Annotated in this window: 13 protein-coding genes; 8 read left to right on the top strand and 5 right to left on the bottom strand. The window is 50.1% G+C overall.

The features are described from left to right. The first annotated feature begins 61 nt into the window (after positions 1-61). From gdhA to smc, 8 genes are all read left to right on the top strand, one after another. The gene (gene gdhA / locus CFREI_RS08690; RefSeq protein WP_027011988.1) at positions 62-1,405 is read left to right on the top strand and encodes an NADP-specific glutamate dehydrogenase; all 1,344 of its coding nucleotides are present in this window, start codon (positions 62-64) and stop codon (positions 1,403-1,405) included. A 186-nt stretch (positions 1,406-1,591) separates the two neighbouring features. After that, the gene (locus tag CFREI_RS08685; RefSeq protein WP_027011989.1) at positions 1,592-2,377 is read left to right on the top strand and encodes a DivIVA domain-containing protein; all 786 of its coding nucleotides are present in this window, start codon (positions 1,592-1,594) and stop codon (positions 2,375-2,377) included. Between the two features lie 38 nt (positions 2,378-2,415). Next, on the top strand, positions 2,416-2,931 hold the full coding sequence (locus CFREI_RS08680) for a YceD family protein (protein WP_027011990.1): 516 nt from the start codon (positions 2,416-2,418) through the stop codon (positions 2,929-2,931). Then, the gene (rnc, locus tag CFREI_RS08675) at positions 2,928-3,698 is read left to right on the top strand and encodes a ribonuclease III (RefSeq protein ID WP_027011991.1); all 771 of its coding nucleotides are present in this window, start codon (positions 2,928-2,930) and stop codon (positions 3,696-3,698) included. Before CFREI_RS08680 ends, rnc begins: the two co-directional genes overlap by 4 nt. Continuing rightward, a complete protein-coding gene (gene mutM / locus CFREI_RS08670) occupies positions 3,691-4,524 on the top strand; it encodes a bifunctional DNA-formamidopyrimidine glycosylase/DNA-(apurinic or apyrimidinic site) lyase (protein ID WP_027011992.1) in 834 nt (277 codons plus the stop codon). Before rnc ends, mutM begins: the two co-directional genes overlap by 8 nt. Before the next feature lie 58 nt (positions 4,525-4,582). After that, on the top strand, positions 4,583-6,040 hold the full coding sequence (locus CFREI_RS08665) for an alanine/glycine:cation symporter family protein (protein WP_027011993.1): 1,458 nt from the start codon (positions 4,583-4,585) through the stop codon (positions 6,038-6,040). Continuing rightward, positions 6,040-6,321, top strand: coding sequence for an acylphosphatase (locus CFREI_RS08660; RefSeq protein ID WP_027011994.1), 282 nt, complete (start codon positions 6,040-6,042; stop codon positions 6,319-6,321). Before CFREI_RS08665 ends, CFREI_RS08660 begins: the two co-directional genes overlap by 1 nt. A gap of 165 nt (positions 6,322-6,486) precedes the next feature. Then, positions 6,487-9,924: a chromosome segregation protein SMC gene (gene smc / locus CFREI_RS08655; RefSeq protein WP_027011995.1), complete on the top strand. Its 3,438-nt coding sequence runs from the start codon at positions 6,487-6,489 to the stop codon at positions 9,922-9,924. 6 nt (positions 9,925-9,930) lie between these two features. On the opposite strand, the gene CFREI_RS08650 is transcribed toward smc, so the two are convergent. From CFREI_RS08650 to CFREI_RS08630, 5 genes are read right to left on the bottom strand one after another with little or no spacing between them, the layout of a single operon-like run. Further along, positions 9,931-11,250 (bottom strand): UDP-glucose dehydrogenase family protein, encoded by a 1,320-nt coding sequence (locus CFREI_RS08650; protein ID WP_027011996.1) that lies wholly within the window; start codon positions 11,248-11,250, stop codon positions 9,931-9,933. After that, positions 11,247-12,245: a phosphotransferase gene (locus CFREI_RS08645; protein WP_035111372.1), complete on the bottom strand. Its 999-nt coding sequence runs from the start codon at positions 12,243-12,245 to the stop codon at positions 11,247-11,249. The genes CFREI_RS08650 and CFREI_RS08645 overlap by 4 nt, the downstream gene beginning before the upstream one ends. After that, entirely contained in the window at positions 12,245-13,360 is a 1,116-nt protein-coding gene (locus tag CFREI_RS08640) for an aminoglycoside phosphotransferase family protein (RefSeq protein WP_027011998.1), read from the bottom strand. Before CFREI_RS08640 ends, CFREI_RS08645 begins: the two co-directional genes overlap by 1 nt. Further along, complete coding sequence (locus CFREI_RS08635) at positions 13,357-15,150, bottom strand: ABC transporter ATP-binding protein (RefSeq protein WP_240483180.1); 1,794 nt, start codon at positions 15,148-15,150, stop codon at positions 13,357-13,359. The genes CFREI_RS08640 and CFREI_RS08635 overlap by 4 nt, the downstream gene beginning before the upstream one ends. After that, entirely contained in the window at positions 15,143-16,264 is a 1,122-nt protein-coding gene (locus CFREI_RS08630; RefSeq protein ID WP_027012000.1) for a glycosyltransferase family 4 protein, read from the bottom strand. The genes CFREI_RS08635 and CFREI_RS08630 overlap by 8 nt, the downstream gene beginning before the upstream one ends. Positions 16,265-16,271 lie beyond the last annotated feature (7 nt).

The following is a 16,271-nucleotide window of genomic DNA, read 5'->3' as shown; positions in this document are numbered from 1 at the left end:
GCCGCGGAAAGCGTCGATAAGCAAAAGCCTGATCGATTGCTGCGGAGATTGGATAAAAACCATGACTGTTGATGAGCAGGTATCGAACTACTACAGCATGCTGCTTAAGCGCAATGCTGGAGAACCAGAGTTCCATCAAGCGTTGGCCGAGGTATTGGACTCTTTAAAGATCGTATTGGAAAAAGACCCGCACTATGCGGATTACGGTCTGGTTCAGCGCTTATGTGAACCAGAACGCCAGATTATTTTCCGCGTTCCATGGGTTGATGATAATGGGGTTGTGCAGGTCAACCGTGGTTTCCGCGTGCAATTTAACTCTGCGCTTGGTCCATATAAAGGTGGTTTGCGTTTTCACCCAAGCGTAAACCTTGGCATTATTAAATTCCTTGGCTTTGAGCAGATCTTTAAAAACTCATTGACTGGTCTCCCAATTGGCGGCGGTAAAGGTGGCTCGGACTTTGATCCTAAGGGCAAGTCCGAAGCTGAAATTATGCGCTTTTGTCAATCATTTATGGCGGAACTTCACCGCCATATTGGTGAATATCGTGACGTGCCGGCCGGAGATATCGGTGTGGGTGCCCGCGAGATTGGATTCCTCTTTGGTCAGTATCGCCGTATGGCTAACCAACACGAATCAGGCGTGCTTACCGGCAAGGGTCTCACCTGGGGTGGTTCGCTAGTGCGTACAGAAGCCACCGGTTACGGATGCGTCTACTTTACGCAGGAAATGATGAGCCACCATGGGGCTTCATTAAGCGGATCGCAGGTGATTGTCTCCGGTTCCGGCAATGTGGCTATCTACGCTATTGAAAAGGCGCAGGAACTCGGCGCTACCGTTATTGCATTCTCCGATTCCTCCGGTTGGGTCCATACGCCAAACGGTGTTGACGTGGCAAAACTCAAGGAAATTAAAGAACAACGGCGGGAACGCGTTTCTCAATATGTTGCCGAGGTCGATGGTGCAACCTTCCATGCTGAAGGCTCCATTTGGGATCTGCCTTGCGACGTTGCATTGCCTTGCGCCACCCAAAACGAGCTCAATGGTGACCATGCCCGTTCGCTTGCTGCACATGGATGTCGCTTTGTTGCCGAAGGTGCAAATATGCCTTCGACTGCTGATGCAATTGAGGTATTCCGCGAGAAAGGAATCCACTTTGCGCCGGGTAAGGCAGCCAACGCTGGTGGCGTTGCAACCTCTGCCCTGGAAATGCAACAAAATGCATCCCGTGATTCCTGGAGCTTTGAATACACCGACGAGCGCCTTCAGGGGATTATGCACAATATCTTCCAGCGTTCCGCAGAGACGGCCGCACAGTATGGTCATGAAGGTGACTATGTAGTCGGCGCGAATATCGCCGGCTTTAAAAAGGTCGCAGATGCCATGCTTGCGCAAGGTGTGATTTAGCTTTAAAGTCGTGAGCGAAAAACCCCGCACTGAGTTTTGATCTTCGGTTTGTGCGGGGTTTCGCTTATGTAACTGACCTGCTATTCGAACACTTGAATGGCTTGTTTGGAGCGGTTTCAACTATTTCGTTTTCGGGTGGGCGAGTCACCACCCAAACCTATGGTCAGGGCAGTAATCTTGGGAGCTATGTACCGCGTTTTTGAAGCCCTTGATGAGCTCGTTCAGACAGTCGACCAGGCCTACGGTGTGCCAATGACTGCGAATTGCATGGTGCCTCGAAATGAGGTGCTCACCTTATTGGACGATTTGCGAAATGCTCTGCCCGTCGAGATTGATGATGCGCAAGATGTACTCGACAAGGCTGATGCCATTGTGCATGAAGCGGAAGATCATGCGCGTGAACTCATTGATAATGCAGAATCCGAAGCCAGTAGCGTTATTGCGCGTGCGCGCGAAGACGCCGACCATATGGTTACCGATGCAGAAAACCGCGCCAATGCGCTTGTAGCAAAGGCCGAAGATGATTCTGACCGAATGCTGCATGAAGCGCGCCGTACCGCTGACGACACCGTATCGCGGGCAAAATCTGAAGCCGACCATTTAATCCAAAAGGGTAATGATTCTTACCAGCGCAGCGTAGATGAGGGCTTGGCTGAGCAACATCGCTTGGTTAGTGAGGCTGAGGTTGTACGGCGGGCTAATGAGGAAGCCCACCGTATTGTTGATGCCGCCCATGGCGAGTCGAATCGCCTCCGCCAAGAGTGTGACACCTTTGTAGATGGAAAACTTGCTGAATTCGAAGAAATGCTTTCCGCAACACTACGGTCCGTAGGGCGTGACCGTTCGGCATTGCGTCGGGGTGCTGGGGCGTCGGGGCGCGAACGCACGCACGAACGCGGGCATGAGCGTACGCATGATCGAACCAGGGATCGGTCGGTGGATCGTAGCGATTCCCGTTCCTATGAAGACTAGTGGGGAGTTTTGAAAACAGCGGGTAGGCTAGTCACGCCATGAGTTCTCCATTTGTTTTTAATTGCGCCGCAGTGTTGAGCGGTTCTGGTATGCCTCAACACATCACCCAAACTGGTCCCAGTCCAGAGCGAATTGGGTTGCCGATGATTGCCATTGATTCGGGTTCGGAAGTCACTGTAGATGCCACACTGACCTCATTGGGGTCTGGCATTATGGTTGACGCCATAGTATCCGCGGAGCTGAGCGGGCAATGTTCCCGATGTCTGGCGGAACTGCACCCGATGCAGGAATTCCATATTCATGAAGTTTTTTCCGCCTCCGATTCTTTTATTCAAGGGGCAGAAGCCGACGATGACGAAGATGTGCCCTCCGTCGTTGATGACCAAATAGATATTTTGCAATCAGTTGTCGATGTTGCCGGTTTGGAGCTGCCGTTTAATCCCGTATGTGATGGGGATTGTGCGGAAAGTGACGTTCCTGCACCAGATGGTATTGCGGGCGAGGAAGACAATCTTCCCGATCCGCGTTGGGCAGGTTTGGAGAAGTTTCTGTGAGTCGTGGAAAAAAGCGGCGCGTTACCGGGCAAGAAGCAGTCGACCAAGCGTTCGCGGCTGTGGATCACACACTGCTTCTCGACGTCCTGGGGGTTACGCTTCCCGAACATGTGCTGAAACAGGCACTTACGCATCGTTCAATTGCAAATGAAAATGGTAACCTCCCGCATAACGAGCGCCTGGAATTTTTAGGCGATGCGGTCCTTGGACTTTCTGTTGCTGGAAGCCTTTTTGAATTGCATCCTGAAAGTCCTGAAAGCGTGATTTCCAAAATGCGGGCGAGTTTGGTAAGCCGCTATGGGCTTTCCGATATTGCGCGGGAAATCAACCTAGGCAACCATATTTTATTGGGTATTGGCGAAGAATCCATGGGTGGGCGCGATCGTGTATCAATTCTTGCCGACACTATGGAAGCGATCTTTGGTGCCATTTACCTTGAACATGGTTTCCACACCACTCGTGATGTGATCCTTCGTCTTTATGGTGAAAAACTAAAAACCGCCTCTGCCCAGGGCATTAATGCAGACTGGAAAACCTCTCTACAGGAACGCCTTGCTGAGCGTGGCTTACCAATGGCCACCTATGAAACCACATCAAGTGGTCCCGATCACCAACGGCACTTTACTGCAATTGTTTCAGTACAGGGTCGAGTTTTGGGTAAGGGAGAAGGAACCGCTAAAAAACTTGCGGAACAACAAGGTGCTCACCAAGCGTACCTAGCGCTCCAAGACATTGTGGACTGGGAAGCACAACCAAAGGATGCCTGAACTTCCAGAAGTAGAAGTAGTGCGCCGTGGACTCATTGAACATGTTCAAGGGCGCACTCTGCGTTCTGCGCAAGCATTCCACCCGCGTACGGTTCGCCATAACCCAAATCTGGATTCCCTCCAAGGGGCGATGGTGCACAGCATTGAGCGGCGTGGCAAATTTCTTTGGCTCCAACTTGAGGCTGAAAATGCTCTGCTTGTGCACCTTGGCATGAGCGGCCAAATGCTGATTAAAGATGCTGGAGTTTCACCGCATAAACACCTACGCGCCAAAGCGGTATTGGATAACCAACAAGAACTCTGGTTTGTGGATCAACGAACCTTTGGTTATTGGTGGGCCACAAAACTTACACGAAGCCATGGAAAGCTTGTTCCAAAACCTGCGGCGCATATTGCACTTGATCTTTTAGATCCCGACCTTGATATTTTGCAGATAGCGACAATCATAAAAACTAAGCGTATAGAAATAAAAAGGCTACTGCTCAATCAAGAAATCATTAGCGGCATTGGCAATATTTATGCCGATGAAATGTTGTGGGCTGCAAAGATTCATGGTCGCCAGCGAGCAGATAGGCTTCGCCTGGAAAGAATTGTGGAGCTTTTAGAACATGGCCGTACGGTAATGGAAAAAGCACTATCCCAAGGTGGAACATCATTTGATGCGTTATATGTGAATGTAAATGGTGATTCCGGGTATTTCGATGTATCACTCAAAGCATATGGCCAGCAAGGGAAGCCATGCCAGCGATGTGGAACCACAATAATCCGAGAGGAATTTGCAAACCGCGGCAGTCATTACTGCCCTAAATGTCAGCGGCGTCACTAACTAAACAATATATGCGGAAGCTAACAAAAATTGTCTTCGGCACGGTAAATTGCTGTTTATGCAGAGCATCGTTGACAACCTTGATTGGTTTAACACACAGTATGGCGTAGTCCTGGTTTTCCTTCTGACTGGGGCAGGCCTTTATTTCGGAATTTATACGCTCTTGGTGCAAATCAGATATGTACCAGACATGTTTAAAGCCGTTGCCGAAAAACCTTCAGAGTTACCTGGGGGCCAAAAAGGAATTTCGGCGTTTAAGGCATTTACCATTTCTGCGGCATCGCGCGTAGGCACTGGCAATGTTGCTGGCGTAGCAATTGCAATTGCTACAGGAGGCCCTGGTGCAGTGTTTTGGATGTGGCTATTAGCGTTGATTGGTGGTGCCACATCATTTGTGGAATCTACACTCGCGCAGGCATATAAAGTTCGAGATAAAGAATCATATCGTGGTGGCCCTGCATACTATATTTCCCATGTGCTCGGATGGAAAGGCATGGCGGTGTTGTTTGCTGTGTTGATTACCGTCACCTACGGCTTTGTATTCAACGCAGTTCAATCAAATTCCATTGCGGAAAGTATTACTCACTCGCTCGGTGGAGATCCTGATGCAACGAAAATCGTTGTAGGCGTGATCCTGGCAATTGTGACCGCACTTGTGATCTTCGGCGGTGTGCAGCGCGTTGCAATGGTTACTCAGTTTGTAGTGCCAGTTATGGCGGTTGCATACATTTTTATCGGGCTTTTTGTTGTCGCGCTGAATATTTCCGAGGTCCCTCGTATGTTCCAGGAAATTATTTCTCATGCGTTCGGAATCCAAGAATTTGCCGGAGCCACCCTTGGCGTCGTTATTATGAAAGGCGTTCAACGGGGCCTGTTTTCCAATGAAGCTGGTATGGGTTCGGTACCAAATGCTGCCGCAACCGCATCTGTATCCCACCCCGTCAAGCAAGGGCTTATCCAAACACTTGGTGTGTACTTTGACACGCTTGTGGTGTGTACTGTTACGGCGTTTATTATTATGCTTGCCGATCCTGACCTCAGTTCCGAACAAGGCGGAATGGCATTAACCCAATCATCATTGGCAGCAAGCGTAGGTACCTGGGGAATTTACTTCCTGACTGTAGTAATTATTTTCTTGGCGTTTTCTTCCGTTATTGGAAATTATTACTACGGCGAAACCAATATTGAATTCCTTACTGATAACCGCAGCTGGATCACGATATACCGAATCCTGGTTTCGCTCTGCGTACTTGGTGGTGCCCTGGGCACTGTTCCGCTGGTATGGACTATGGCAGATACCTTTGCCAGCCTTATGGCAACCGTAAATATTATCGCTCTGGTTCCACTTGGCGGCGTTGCTGTCGCCTTGTTAAAGAATTACACTGAGCAACGCGCAAAAGGGCTCAACCCCATCTTCCATCGGGACGATCTGCCTGGAATTAAGGGTTGGGAAAGCATGAATTGCTGGGATGGTTCCGATCCACTAACTCAACGAAAAGAGAGGTCAGAAGTGTAATGACACGCCTTACAGCTTGGGTTCATGGCAATGTTCAGGGCGTCGGATTTCGTTGGTGGACACGCAGCCAAGCCCTCGAATTGGGACTCACCGGCAGCGCCACAAACCTTATCGACGGCCGCGTGTGCGTCGTCGCAGAAGGCCCCGAAGACCAGGTGGAAGCGCTCCTACGAAGGCTATGGGCACTGGAACCAGCAACCTATCAACGTCCCGGATACGTTAAAACCATTATCGAACAATGGGGTGAAGAAAAAGGTGCTCGAGGTTTTGCCGTGAATTAGTACGCTGTAATGCCAAATGCGCGGGTACCGCTATTTCAGTACCCGCGCATGGTCAATGTGTAAATTTCAATGTGTCTAAGCACACGTACTACACCTTTGGGGACGCGAATTTATTCCGGCGGGGCGGTAGGCTCAAACAAGCGAATTCTGCGTTAAAATGCCCGAGTGCATCTTAAATCGTTGACGTTAAAAGGCTTTAAGTCTTTTGCGTCTGCGACGACCCTAAAATTCGAACCTGGTATTTGCGCCGTGGTGGGTCCAAATGGTTCCGGAAAGTCAAATGTGGTTGATGCGTTGGCTTGGGTTATGGGGGAACAAGGTGCAAAGACGCTGCGTGGCGGCAAAATGGAAGACGTTATTTTTGCCGGAGCAGGCGATAGGAAACCACTCGGTCGGGCCGAGGTAACTTTGACGATCGATAATTCTGACGGTGCTCTTCCAATTGAATACTCAGAAGTATCCGTGACCCGGCGGATGTTTCGTGATGGTGCTAGCGAATACGAAATTAATGGTTCCAGAGCCCGACTCATGGATATCCAAGAATTACTGAGCGATTCCGGAATTGGCCGGGAAATGCACGTAATTGTGGGACAAGGAAGGCTCGCTCAAATACTTGAATCGCGCCCTGAAGACCGAAGGGCCTTTATTGAAGAAGCCGCAGGTGTGCTTAAGCATCGGCGCCGCAAGGAAAAGGCCCAGCGAAAACTTACGGGAATGCAAGCAAACCTCGATCGGCTTACAGACCTAACTCAAGAACTACAGCGTCAATTAAAACCTTTGGCTCGCCAGGCAGCAGCCGCACAACGAGCGGCAACAGTTCAAGCTGACTTACGGGACGCGAAACTTAGACTTGCTGGTGATCGGCTGGTTCGCTTGGCATCCGAACGTGATTCCGCACATCAATCGGCTGAAGTACTTGCCGAACAAGTGGCTGAACTCACTGAAAAGCTTGAGCAGCAAAGTGCCATACAACAAGGAATTGAAGACCAACTTTCTAGGATTATTCCGGAATCGGAAAAGGCACAATCACTTTGGTTTGAGCTGTCTGCTCTCGCTGAGCGTGTCTCCGCTACTCGGCGTATTGCTCAGGAAAGAGCCAAGAATTTTACTGAAACCCCATATGCTGGTGAGGATCCAGAGGATTTAGAGCGTCGAGCCGAAAAAGCTGCGCAGGACCAAGCCCAATTGGATGAAACCGTAGAAATTACCCGAGGGCAGCTCGAAGAAGTACGTGAACGTGTAATCGAATGCGAAGAAGCTGCTCGAATAGCTGATCGGGAGCATCTATCGCAGGTTCGGGCGCTTGCGGACCGCCGTGAAGGGGTTGTGAGGCTTGTTGCTGCGGAGGAATCACAACGTGCGCAAATTGCTGCAATCGAAGATGATATTGAACAAATGTCTGAGAGTATTGAGGCAATACATTTGCGTGTACTTTCGGCTGAAGAAGAGTCTCAACGAGTAGCTGAAATGATTGCAGAGGTTCAGCAAGCTCGGACGGCTGTGGAAGAGCGTGCAAATACGGCAGGTGAAGAGTTACGCCTTGCGGAAGCACGGTTTAAGGAATTAACAGGACAGCAACGTGACCTAGAAAAAACGATTTCAAGAATCGAATCCCGTATTGAAACTCTACAAAGTTCATTGCCGAAAACGGATTCGACGCCAGCATTAGCGCACGCTAAACCCCTCGCAGATGCAATTCGAATTCCTGACGAACAATATGCCCGCGCAATTTCTGCAGCACTAGAACCATATACGCAGGCATTGTTAGTTGAAAGTTTCGATCCCGAGGCATTGATGGCCGAGGACGTCGCGCGAACAGTGGTGTTTGGGGCGTCGAAAAGCACTGGTTGGCGCATGGATGCGGACTTGCCGCATGGCGCATCGTGGTTACTCGATAAGATCGAACTCGATGACTCGATCGTCGGTTCAATTACACGTTTGCTTGCCGACGTTGTGGTGGTTGCTCATGCCAATCAGGCCCAGGACATCATTGACCTAGATCCACGATTGCGAGTGGTTACACAGGACGGAGTATTTTTCGGGGAGGGCTGGATGGCATTTGGTCGGGGAGTGACATCGGCGGTAGAAACGCTGGCAGAAATTACCTCCGATACTGAACGATTAGAACACCTAAATGAGCAATTAATCGCATTGACAGGAACCCTGCGAGGAGCCAATACTGCAGCCGACGAAGCACGAGTTGCGGTAGCTGGGGTACAGGCAAAATTACGTGAATACGATATGCAATTGGAGTCTTTAGACCGCGATTCCAGACGTGTGACAGAACAAATATCGGCAGTTCAGAAAGAACATGGGCGGGCGAGTAGTCGAATGATGCAGGCAAATGGCCGGTTGCAAGAACTAACGGCGCAGCTTGCCGAAACCATCGATCGATTAGCGCGTGTGGAAGATACTGCGGACGCTGAGCCTTCGACAGAACGTCGTGATCGCGCAGCGATAGAACTTTCGAATGTTAAGGCTATGGAGGTTGAGGCGCGGTTAGCGCTACGAACCGCCGAAGAACGAGCCGGGGCTACTCGTGGAAAAGCTGAACATTTACGCAGGCAAGCTCAGCAAGAACGTTTGAATCGTGCGAAACATCAGGAAGAAATGCGACGCCGCCGAAAAGCAGCCGATCTGGCGGCAACAGTAGCCGAATGTGCGGCGGAAATCGGAACGCGTGTAGCCGATGCGACAAGCCGTGCAGAAGTAAAACGCGATGAGCTGGCGGGGCGACGTCGAGAAGTGCAACAATCACTGGTGCAGGCTAAAGACCATGTGAATGCTACTCGGATGGAGCTTTCTAAAATCACCGATAAAGCGCACGCCTCCGACATTGCCAGGCATCAAGCGCAGGTTCGAATTGAAGAAGCAGAAACGAAACTCAGTGAACAATTGGGATTGCCAGCGGAGGTAATCCGAGGCGATTATGCTCCAGATGAAACATTTGATCGATCTGCGGAAACTGCAAGGCTCAAGCAGGCAGAAAAAGATCTTGCCTCTTTAGGGAAAGTTAATCCGCTGGCGCTTGAAGAATTTAAAGCGATGGAAGAGCGATACGAATATCTTGCCGGGCAATTGGCTGATGTGGAGCGGGCTCGTAAAGATCTTACTGAAGTAATCGAAGAAGTTGATGCGAAAATTCTTCAGCTCTTTACTGATGCTTGGCGTGACGTGGAGGCTCGGTTCCCGCAGGTTTTCGCAACTTTGTTCCCTGGCGGTGAAGGCCGATTAGTTTTGACTGAACCGGGGGATATGTTAGCTACTGGCATTGAAGTTGAAGCTCGGCCGCCGGGAAAGAAAGTAAAAAGGCTTTCGCTTCTGTCTGGTGGTGAAAAATCGCTTACGGCGCTCGCAATGTTAGTAGCAATTTTTAAGGCCCGCCCAAGCCCGTTTTATGTTATGGACGAAGTGGAAGCGGCGCTGGATGATGTAAATTTGCGCCGCCTCCTAGCATTATTCCGTGACCTTCGCGATGATTCTCAGCTCATTGTGATTACCCACCAGAAACCCACAATGGAAGTTGCCAATGTGCTTTATGGTGTGACTATGCGTGGTGATGGAATAACTCGGGTGATGAGTCAGCGAATGAGTCCTGTATAGAACTCTTTAGCGACCCATTCCGGAGTAGGCCCATCCAGCATTTCGCCACTTTTCTGGATTCAGTGCATTGCGTCCGTCGATAATTACTGGACGCTCAACGAGTATTGCGGTTGCTGCTGGGTCTAGGGCAATAAACTCATCCCACTCTGTAAGCAGCAGCACTAATTGTGCTCCTTGAAGTGCGGCTTCAATATCGGTTGTAGTGTGCAATTCTGGATAGAATCGATTGACTGAATGTAGTGCCTTTGGATCGTACACTGTAACGAAGGCACCCAAGTTATGGAGCCGCTGTGCGATTTCCAATGCTGGTGAATCGCGAATATCGTCACTATTGGGTTTAAAAGCAGCGCCCAGGACGGTGATCTTGGTGCCGGCAACGTCACCATCGAATGTTCGTTTAGCCTCAGAGATCACTCGATCGCGGCGGCGCTGATTGATTGAATCCACCTCTTTCAGGAACGACACTGCCTCATTTACACCGAGTTCCTCTGCACGAGCGACAAATGCCCGGATGTCTTTTGGCAGACAGCCGCCACCGAATCCGACACCAGCGCGTAAGAACTTGTGCCCAATGCGGGCGTCATGGCCAAGTGCGTCGGCGAGCTTTGTGACGTCGCCACCGGTAGCTTCACACAGTTCGGCCATGGCGTTAATAAAACTGATCTTTGAGGCAAGGAAAGAGTTAGCTGCAACTTTGACCAACTCCGAGGTTGGGTAATTGGTCACAATCTTGGGAGTACCTTCAGCCAAAATTGGTGCATATACTTCATCGAGGGTTTTCTCACCATGCTCTGCAATTTCGGGAGTATCCGAAATGCCGTACACCATGCGGTCTGGACGAAGAGTATCCTGCACTGCAAAACCTTCACGTAGGAACTCTGGATTCCACACCAAAGTAATGCCATGACGGCTGAATTTTTGTGCGATTTTTTCTGCGGTCCCTACGGGAACAGTTGATTTACCCACAACTACAGTCTTTGTTTGGGTGGGTAGGGCATCAAGAATGCTTTCAACCGCAGAATCCAAAAAGCTTAGGTTTGCGGCATTGCTGTTTTCGGACTGCGGAGTGCCCACTGCAATAAAGATAACATCGCTTGAAGCGAGTTCATTTGGAGCAGGTGCGACAACAAATCGGAGTTTTTTATTCCGAACCGCTGGGGCAAGAATCTCCTTAAACCCGGGTTCATAGAACGGGGAGGTTCCGGCTGCCAAGTGTTCGATTTTGTTTTCGTCAGTATCAAGACCAACAACATCGTGTCCAAGATGTGCCATGCACGCGGCATGAACAGCACCTAAATAGCCACATCCGATTACTGCGATTTTCATAGATAATCCTTTCGTTGGGTGGATAAACAGTGAGTTACCCATTGTTCGAACCAGGGCTGCGACGATGGGCGAAATGCGTACACAAAGGCCAATCGCAACGTGGCGCAGCGAAGATAACAAGCGAGGCGTTCAAGCGGTACCTGCAACGTAGATGCAAGGGCATCCACGGCTTTTACAACAGCGATATATGTGTCAGTGGAGAAAACTCCTTGAATCAGGCGCAATTCAGCATGGGCGAGTAAGTTACCCAAATCCAATGCAGCTTCAGCCCGTACAGCGGTATCCGAATCGAGTAGGCCCAGGTGTTTGCCATCCCAGAGAAGCTGCTTATCGTGAAAATCACGATGCGAAAGTACGGGCTGTGATGATCCGGAAACGAGTTCTCGGCTAACACTTGATACTGCAGCTCCAAAATGTCTAAGATCTGGGACTGCCTCAAAATCGGAGGCCTTTTTAAACCAATCCGCTAGGACGCCTGTTTCGTCTTTTGTTGAGTGGATCGGAAGACTCGTTTGCTGGGTAACAAATTCCGGCCAGATTTGCGTAAGCGTTTGCCATCCAGGGATTCCTTTTTCATTTAAATCATGCAGGGTATCCCCGGGGAGCTTAGAAAAGGCGATCCGAGCATCAGTATTTTCCAGAACTTCGGGTGCCTGGAAGCCGGTGGGTTCGCACAATTTGTGGATCAGCTTGGCGGTATGAGCTATATCCATTGCGCGCCCAGCACGAAGAAATTTTTCAACTTTTTCCGCGCCAACAATAACGGCTCTTCGTTCGTATCTATGTACAACAAGTGTGCCTTGCTCAGGTGGTGCGAGTTCTGGGAGTTTACGGTCTAACCCAAAATCCATAAAGTGCAAGGCGCCATCTGCGTTAATTTTGCCAGCGCGAAGTCTGCCTTCGGGGTCTAACTGTTCAAAGGTTAACGCGCCATCGCGAGATGGCCAGGCGCGCCGAACATTGGGTAGTCGTCTTAAAGCGGATAATGCAGGCATTATAAAAGCCTCTCTACTTCGGCAAGCGCCGCAGAAGTAATCGAACGCCAATTTGGGTTACCGGATCGAAGGGGTTCTGCGATGCGCATAAGTAAGGATTGAAGTTGGGCAGCTCTGAGGTCCATTGGAGGGGGTAGTGCGCCGTATATATCGGCGTAGCCTTCCATGAGTGCTTGACCACTCGAAGAATCGACCACTGAAAGATAAGAACCAAGATCATATGCTGCTGGCCCCAGCCTTGCTCGATCAAAGTCGGTAAGCCAGAGCTGCGAGTTATCCTTGGATACCAAAAATTGGTCAGGCGAAGCATCGCCATGAAGTAGTACCGGAGCTCCAGGAATATGGCGGGGAATATGAGCCGCAATGGTTCGGATTTTCCCGGCTAAGTCGGGAGCTAACGATTGAAATATATGTTCGTGCGCTTTAATTTGGCTTTCAAAGTTGGTGCTACGTTTTGCTAGTTTGGCTGAAAGTCCGGTGGAAATGCTTGAGGTTTCGGCGTGAAGTTTTGCAAGGATTCTGCCGGCCTGCCTGGTTGCGCGGAAATTCGGCATCTGGGAAAGATCAGAATCTCCAACTACCTGGGAAATACTTAGTCGGCGATTTTCGCCATGATCCAGCCTGGCTGGTGTTTGGATAATAGTAGAGAGAAATTGGTGGAGTTCATAACCTAGTTCGTCTTGTTTTTCTGAAATTCGAACGATCGTATCTTTATGCCGGTACACCAGACGGCGTGAAGGGTTGTATCGCAAAATATGTTGGAGATCACCGAGTTCAAACCCTAAAAACTCGGGTTGTAGGTATGGGTGGAGCTTAGGGTCAGCAGCGATTTCCCCATATTGGAATACCAGATCACTTGGCAATATCGTAGTGGTTACTCGTAGCCCGTGTTGGTTAGCCCATTGTTCGGTTTTCTTGGCTTTCGTGAGTCCATCTGGCCAGAGAATCCGGGCCCATCCATCAACAATTCCGCTGTCTAGATTTTGCAGCGCACACAAAATGGAGGTATCGGGTTTAATTCGGAGTTTTATTGCTTGAACGGGGCGATTACATGCCGCACCTAGCCATGCTGGGTTCAGTAATGTATCGAGTGCTTCCGATGTATTCTGGGTCATCGTGCCTCCCCAATTCGAATATCAGTAATTGCGTGTTCACCGGCAGATACCCAGTCCTGGAACGCCTCACTTGTCTGCTGCAGTTCGGCCGGCGAACCGTCGAGAAGCACACGGCCGTCTTGGACCCACACCACGCGTTGTGCGCGCAGGGCAACTTCCGGATCGTGGGTTACAGCGAGAGTGGTTCGACCAGCAACAAGATCTTGAATTGCCTCCATAACAAGAGTTGCTGATTCGGGATCGAGACCCGTTGTTGGCTCATCTAGGACTACGACGGGGGAATTTCGAAGTAAAGCACGGGCAATAGCGATACGCTGGCGTTGGCCGCCAGAGAGGGTGCCGCCACGCTCTCCGACTTGTGTGTCGTATCCATCCGGGAAAGACATAATGAACTGGTGCGCGCGGGCGGCTTTTGCTGCCTCTACTATTTCCTCGTCGGTAGCATTTGACCTGCCGAAGCGAATATTTTCTCGAATGGTGCCAGTAAAAAGAACGGCTTCTTGGTGGAGAATAGAGACCAATTCACGTAGATACACCAAATCAATTTCTTTTACGGGGTGCCCATCAAGCATGACTTTGCCCTTTGTTGGGTCGATTGCGCGCACAAGGAGCGAAACCAAAGTAGATTTACCGGCACCGGAAGGACCAATAATCGCAACGAGTTCACCGGGTTTTACAGTGAGGTTAAAGCCCTGTAAAACGGGGTTTTCATCGTATTCGGTGTGCACATTTTCAAATTGCACATGACCTTTGACTTCATAAGGTACTACAGGATCGGTTGGGGTACGTATATCAGAAGTAATATTGACTAGGTCTGCCACGCGCTCGCCAGAAGCAGTGGCACGTGCAATGCGGCCCGTGTATTTTGCCATATCGCGCAGTGGCTTCATTGTGGTGCGCAGGTAGGTTGTAAAAAGCACTAGGTCACCAAGGGTCATTGCACCGTCGAGTACTCGCAATGCGCCGCCAACCATAACCAATGCCGTAGCAATACCAACAATGCCGTCGGTGGTCCGCTCAAGGCGAGCCGCGAGACGTCGTGAACTTACACCCGCATTGAGCGAGGTTGTATTCGCCGAAACAAATCGGTTACTAATAATGGATTCCAAGACATAGCTCTGCACGATCTCGATTGCTGAAAGCGATTCCTGTGCGGTATTTGCCAATTGGCCTTCAGCTTTTCGTGTCTTGCGTGATGCTCGAGCGATCCTTTTGGATGTGCCACGCGAGCTGAAATAGAACAATGCAAGAGCGCCTACTACAACGAGTGACAGAACCGGGTCGAGAATAAACATCACGATAAGCATTACGAAAAACGTGATGATATTAGCGAGCAATGGCAATCCAGCGGTTACCGCAACTTCTTGCATTCGGTTGACGTCGGCAACGATTCGTTGCACCGTGTCAGCGCTACGGTTCTTGGAATGGAATTGTTGCGGAAGTCGCTGCACATGTTTAAATACCTGCATTCGCAGCGTAGTTGCAGCACGTGAACCGACCAACGCAAACGCTACTGTCGCACAGTAGTTTGATAATGCGCGGAGTCCAACAATGGTTAAAAGTGCGATTCCGCACCAAATTAATAGTGAAAGTGATGCCGATTGACCATGAATATCAGCACCAATAGAGACTGAGACGGCGTCGATAACAATTTTGAGTGGCCATGGTTCAAGGACACGAAAGCACACTTCGAAAATTAAGGCGAGAGTGCCGCCAGCAATCAATTTGCGTTCGGGTTTTATATGCGGACCTACAAGATGTAGAGTCCGCTGCAACGGTCGTTCAGACATTTCCATCCTCCAGTTGGGCGATCTGGAGGATTCTATCCACAACACTGGCCCAACTGTGGTGCTGTTCGACTAATTGTCGTGCCTGCTCACCAAGTATTTTTCTGCGCTGTGGATTAGCTATAAGAGAGTCAATTGCTTTGCTTAACGCAACCGGGTTTGAAGGGGGTACAAGTTCTCCAGAACAACCAAGAATTTGCGGAATCTGTCCTACCTGTGATGCCACAATTGGCAAACCAGCAGCCATATACTCATAGATTTTAAGCGGTGAAAAGTACTGGTCACTCGCCTGTTTGGTAGCAGGGTAGGGGGCTACAGCAATTGCTGTACCAGCAATATGTTCGGGAATACGTTCAGGCGTGATTGCACCTAAGAATTCGACTTCTATATTTAGGTTCTTTGCGAGCTGTTCGAGTGATTCGCGCTCTGGGCCATCGCCAATAATACGTATTTGCCAAGGTAGCGAGGCATTTTTCGCGGCAAGCAAAAGGTCTGAAACCCCGTGCCAAGGCTTTAAAGTGCCAACAAACGTAACAACGGGGGCACCCTTTAAGTCCTCCGGTTGGGGGGTAATGCGATCAATATTGACGCCATTCGGGACGGTGACTACACGTCCGCCCACGGTATGTGCGACCACCCATTCACGGACAGGATCGGATACACAAATGGTTGCCCGAGCAGATTGAACCTGCAGCTGCAATGCATCCTCGGCGGCTGCGGCGTCGATAAGATCACGGTGGTTTCTCTGTTCATCAATGAGTGGAGAGTTCACCTCAAGAATTCCGGGGATCTTTGCAAGCGCCAGAACCGTACTAAACAATGAGTAACGCTCATAGATTAGATCGGCACCCGATTGCTGAATCACAGCAGAGATTTCCGTTGAGAGTGCTTTTTGAGCGACTTCCCGCGCTGCTGGTTCTTTGACTTCGATAGGAAAATCGACGACTTCCAAATCCGCAAGGTCTTGCGGTACTTCCTTTCCACGACGCACCGCATACACCGTTACGGTATGTCCACGTTTGCGAAACTCGCGGATAACTTCTTGGATATGAACGGAAGCACCTTTTGTACCGAATACCGGGATCCCAGGATCTAAACACACATAGGCTATACGCATTTTCGTT

It is taken from the genome of Corynebacterium freiburgense (genome assembly GCF_030408815.1).
GTDB classification, from domain to species: Bacteria; Actinomycetota; Actinomycetes; order Mycobacteriales; family Mycobacteriaceae; genus Corynebacterium; species Corynebacterium freiburgense.
The sequence above is the reverse complement of the archived record's forward strand: the minus strand, read 5'-3'. Positions and strand labels throughout refer to the sequence as shown.

Coding starts and splice junctions, on each gene's coding strand:
- CFREI_RS08635 (WP_240483180.1), bottom strand. CDS start 15,150: ATGTCTGAACGACCGTTGCAGCGGACTCTACATCTTGTAGGTCCGCAT.
- CFREI_RS08630 (WP_027012000.1), bottom strand. CDS start 16,264: ATGCGTATAGCCTATGTGTGTTTAGATCCTGGGATCCCGGTATTCGGT.
- CFREI_RS08650 (WP_027011996.1), bottom strand. CDS start 11,250: ATGAAAATCGCAGTAATCGGATGTGGCTATTTAGGTGCTGTTCATGCC.
- CFREI_RS08640 (WP_027011998.1), bottom strand. CDS start 13,360: ATGACCCAGAATACATCGGAAGCACTCGATACATTACTGAACCCAGCA.
- CFREI_RS08660 (WP_027011994.1), top strand. CDS start 6,040: ATGACACGCCTTACAGCTTGGGTTCATGGCAATGTTCAGGGCGTCGGA.
- CFREI_RS08645 (WP_035111372.1), bottom strand. CDS start 12,245: ATGCCTGCATTATCCGCTTTAAGACGACTACCCAATGTTCGGCGCGCC.
- gdhA (WP_027011988.1), top strand. CDS start 62: ATGACTGTTGATGAGCAGGTATCGAACTACTACAGCATGCTGCTTAAG.
- CFREI_RS08665 (WP_027011993.1), top strand. CDS start 4,583: ATGCAGAGCATCGTTGACAACCTTGATTGGTTTAACACACAGTATGGC.
- CFREI_RS08685 (WP_027011989.1), top strand. CDS start 1,592: ATGTACCGCGTTTTTGAAGCCCTTGATGAGCTCGTTCAGACAGTCGAC.
- mutM (WP_027011992.1), top strand. CDS start 3,691: ATGCCTGAACTTCCAGAAGTAGAAGTAGTGCGCCGTGGACTCATTGAA.
- CFREI_RS08680 (WP_027011990.1), top strand. CDS start 2,416: ATGAGTTCTCCATTTGTTTTTAATTGCGCCGCAGTGTTGAGCGGTTCT.